At 64.6% G+C, this 3,870-nt stretch carries 2 protein-coding genes and 1 pseudogene; all 3 read right to left on the bottom strand.

Annotated features, from left to right (window positions below; translation table 11 throughout):
- Nucleotides 1-158: 158 nt before the first annotated feature.
- Nucleotides 159-2,408: a DUF5682 family protein gene (locus EN993_RS32515; protein WP_127265865.1), complete on the bottom strand. Its 2,250-nt coding sequence runs from the start codon at nt 2,406-2,408 to the stop codon at nt 159-161.
- A gap of 4 nt (nt 2,409-2,412) precedes the next feature.
- On the bottom strand, nt 2,413-3,492 hold the full coding sequence (locus tag EN993_RS32510) for an AAA family ATPase (protein ID WP_127265864.1): 1,080 nt from the start codon (nt 3,490-3,492) through the stop codon (nt 2,413-2,415).
- 31 nt (nt 3,493-3,523) lie between these two features.
- Nucleotides 3,524-3,870: pseudogene (locus EN993_RS32505) on the bottom strand (hypothetical protein); the annotation flags it as partial.

Below are 3,870 nucleotides of genomic sequence, written 5' to 3'. Positions count from 1 at the left end.
CGCCTGCGCCATCCCCATAGAGCGCATCGAGAGCCGCCGAGAGCCGCTTGTCGTTGTCGGAAAGCGCTGACGAGGCCTCGTCATCGGCACCGATCGCCAGCCGCCAGCGGCGCTCCCGTCCGTCGCCAGCCGGCTCGGTTTTGTCGATATCGGGCTCTTCATCCATTGCCGTTCTCGCTCATCAGCAAAGGCCCAAGCCGTTCCAGGTGCCGGCGCCAGGCTTCACTGCCATCCGGCGTCGGCGTCAGCCCCGCCGGCAAGCGCCTGGCCCGGCCGAGGACCGCTTCGATCAGTCGCCGCCGTTCCATCGAGTCCAGATGCGAGAACACTCGGCGCAGCAATGGCAGATGGGCAATGAAGGCGTCTTCGTCGAGGGATTTGAGCCAGGCATCAACCGCGCCGCGCAGTCCCTCGTCATAGATCAGCCGTTGGCCGGCGGTGCTGAAGAAACCCTCGAAGAACCCTGCCGCCTCGGCGACCGGCGTTCCCGGAGACAGACGCCTTGCGATCAGGGCCGCCGCGGCGTCGGCAGACACATGGCCGGCTTCGTAAAGCAGATGCGCGGCACAGCCCGCCACGAGCGCCGTCGATCGCGATCCATCGAGCACGGCGGCCAGTCCACTGCGCCATGCGTCCAGAACGCCCTGCTCAGGTTCGACCAGCCTGATCGCTTCATCAGCCTTGCGCATCGCGCCAACCAGCGTCGTTGAAGCCTGGGCATCGAGGTCGCGGGCGGCGTAAGCAAGTGCAATCCCACCTTCGACGATCAGCCGCTCCAGCAGACCGGAGAGACGGGCGGTTTCCGTCTTGCGGGCCTCGCCGTAGCGGATGATGTCGGCGAGCGGCGGCACCGATGCCAGGATTTCCAGGCATTCGCTGCTGCGCGCCGCGCGTTCCTCAAGTGTCGCCAGACCCGCGGTCGACGCTTCCGACAGGTTTGCCGTGATGGCGCCCTGGACCAGCGCGGCCATCGCATCAAGAGACGTCGCCGCGCCGATCATCTGGATCAGCCGGCCATTGGCGGCCTTTTCGATGGTCGGCCCATAGACCAGATTCTCGACCAGGCGCACGGCATATTCCGGCTCCCAGGCGAGTGCCCAGCGCTCGCGAAACGTGCCGCGGCTGCGGCCGCTGTCGGCCAGTTTGCCCCAATGCACGCCAAGCACATTCAGCCGGTGCAGCAAGGTCGACCGAAACAGCCCGCTCTCGCTGCGTAGATCGACCGACAGTTCGCGCTCCAGCGCCTCGGGCTTCAGCCGCGCTGCCTTCTGGTTGCGTTGCAGATCCTCGATCAACGGTGCCAGCGGCGTGTCTGGCGGAATTTCACCGACATCGGCGCCCAGCAGCAATTCGGCTTCGACCAGCGCCCACAGCAGCGCTTCGCCGTTGAACAGGGCCGCGATCGAGGCGTCGCGCAGTTCCTCAAAGCCGGGCTTTGGCCGCTCGCGAATCACAGCCAGCGTCCGGGCCAGCCGTTCGGCTTCGATCAGCGAGGCGGTCGAGACCATGTGCCCCTTGGCCCGCAGCACTGCCGCGATGCGCGCAAGCCACAGGACCGAGGCGTCACCTTGTCCACGCGTCTGCCACAAATGCTTGCACCAGCCGGGTGCGACGACGCCGGCGCCATAGCCGAAGCCGAGCGCAAGGCGCGGTCCGGTCCATGGCGCCCAGGTCATCATACTCTTGCGCCGAGCAAGCCCCTTGAGCAGGGCCTGGTCCTCTTTTTGTGGCCGCGTCGCTTGCAGTGCCGGCACATGGAAGGCTCCGCAAACGACAGCGATCGGACCGTCGAATTCCTTGCTCGCGGCGACGATTTCAAGCCGCATATGCGCTTCGCGCTTTGCTTCGAATGCGGCGAGCGGACCTTCGCCGTCCCGCAGCGTCGTCATCGCATCGGCTATGGCAGCGAAGATGGGGCCGGGCTGCGGGTTCTGCTCGATGATATCGGACCACCAGCTCTCGCCATCCTCATAGCCGGCGGCCTGTGCCAGCGTTCCGATCGGGTCCCGCAAATGCGGCGCCAAGTCAGCCTCTAGGTTGGCTTCAGTTTTATCGTCATCGGTTTCCCCCTCGGCCTCAATGGGCACAGCCCGGGCTGATGACGGCAGGTCGATGAACCGCACTGTCGCGTTGTTGGCGACGGCCCAGAGCGTCGCCTGATACTCCGGCGAGAACTCAGCGAAGGGCCAGAAACCGGTCGAAGCCGGATCATCTTCGGGATAGCAGAGCAGCGCTACCGGTGGCCGCATTTCGGCGCGGGCAAGCAGCGGCAGCAGCGCCGAGGCGTCGGCCGGCCCTTCGATCAGCACGGCGACCGGTTTCAAATCCTGCAACGCCTGCACCAAGCTGTCGGCGGAGCCGGGCCCGTGATGGCGTATGCCAAAATAGGAAACGTCGCTGAGCGCCATGGCGTCAGATCGCCGCGTTCAGGGCCGCATAGTAGCCGGCATAGTCGGGCCGCTTCTTGAGCACGGTTTCCAGATATTCCTCCAGTACCAGTTTGTCCTGCACCGGATCTTTCACGATGGCGCCGACAAGGCTGGCGGCAAGGCCTTCGGCGCCAAGCTTGCCGCTATCGAACCACGCCGCCTGGCTGAGGCCGCCGACCACCGTTGCGATCGCCTCCGCCGTGGACAGCGAACCGGATGGCGTCTTCAACGTCACCTTGCCGTCTGATGTCGCACCGGAGCGCAATTCGCGGAAGATGGTCAGCACCCGGGCGATCTCCTCGCCGACATTCTTCGGTACCGGCAGGTCGAGACCGCCGGCCATCTCGCCGACGCGCTTAGAGACGATCGCTACTTCCTCGGCCATATCTTCAGGCAAGGGCAGCACGACGACGTTGAAGCGGCGCTTGAGTGCCGAGGACAGCTCGTTGACACCCTTGTCGCGGTTGTTGGCGGTGGCGATGATGTTGAAACCGCGCTGCGCATAGATCGATGTGTTGAGTTCGGGGATCGGCATCATCTTTTCGGACAGCACGGTGATCAGCGTGTCCTGCACGTCCGAACCCATGCGCGTCAGTTCCTCGAGGCGGCAGAGCTTGCCGTCTCGCATGGCGCGGTAAAGCGGAGTCGGCACCAGCGCGTCCTGGCTTGGGCCCTTGGCCAGCAGCTGCGCGTAGTTCCAGCCATAACGGATCTGGTTCTCATCGGTGCCGGCCGTGCATTGCACGATCAATGTCGAGTCACCCATGATGGCTGCGGCGAGATGCTCCGATACCCAGGATTTCGCCGTGCCCGGAACGCCGAGCAGCAGCAGCGCGTGGTCGGTGGCGAGCGTCGCCACCGCGGTTTCCATCAGCCGGCGGCGGCCGACATATTTCGGCGTTATCAGCGTGCCGTCGTCAGCCTTGCCGCCAAGCAGATAGATCAGAACCGCCTTTGGCGAAAGGCTCCATCCGGCAGGCCTTTGCCGGTCGTCATTGCGTGCGAGCGCCTGCAACTCGGCGGCATAGGCCTGCTCGACCGGAAGACGGATGGCTGCGTTCATTAGCTGTTCTCCGGATTGATCATGTGTCGATTCAAGGCTCGGCCAGTGATGCGTTGAGGCGCAGAAGACCGAGCGAAGGCGCTGCCGGGGCCATACCGGCCACAACGACGTCCCCGATCAATTTTTCCGCTGTCGCCGCCGTGGCGAGAAAGCCCATTGTTTCCAGTAGCTGATCGACGCCTCGCTTGACGGCGTCATCGTTTCCGGCAACTGCAGAACGCAGCATTGGCAGGGTCTGGCCATTTGTCAGGTCAGCCCACTCCAGCCAGCTTGCTTCGAGGCTCTCGGCCAGGTTGAGCGCACCAAGATATTGCGTATCTTTCAGGATCAGCCTGACCAGGACACGCTTCCTGCGGTTGCCCAGACGCGGCATGAGGT

Source organism: Mesorhizobium sp. M7D.F.Ca.US.004.01.2.1 (assembly GCF_003997785.1).
In the GTDB taxonomy this organism is placed as follows: Bacteria; Pseudomonadota; Alphaproteobacteria; order Rhizobiales; family Rhizobiaceae; genus Mesorhizobium; species Mesorhizobium loti.
Note: the sequence above shows the minus strand (reverse complement) of the source record. Positions and strands in the feature narration are given on the sequence as shown.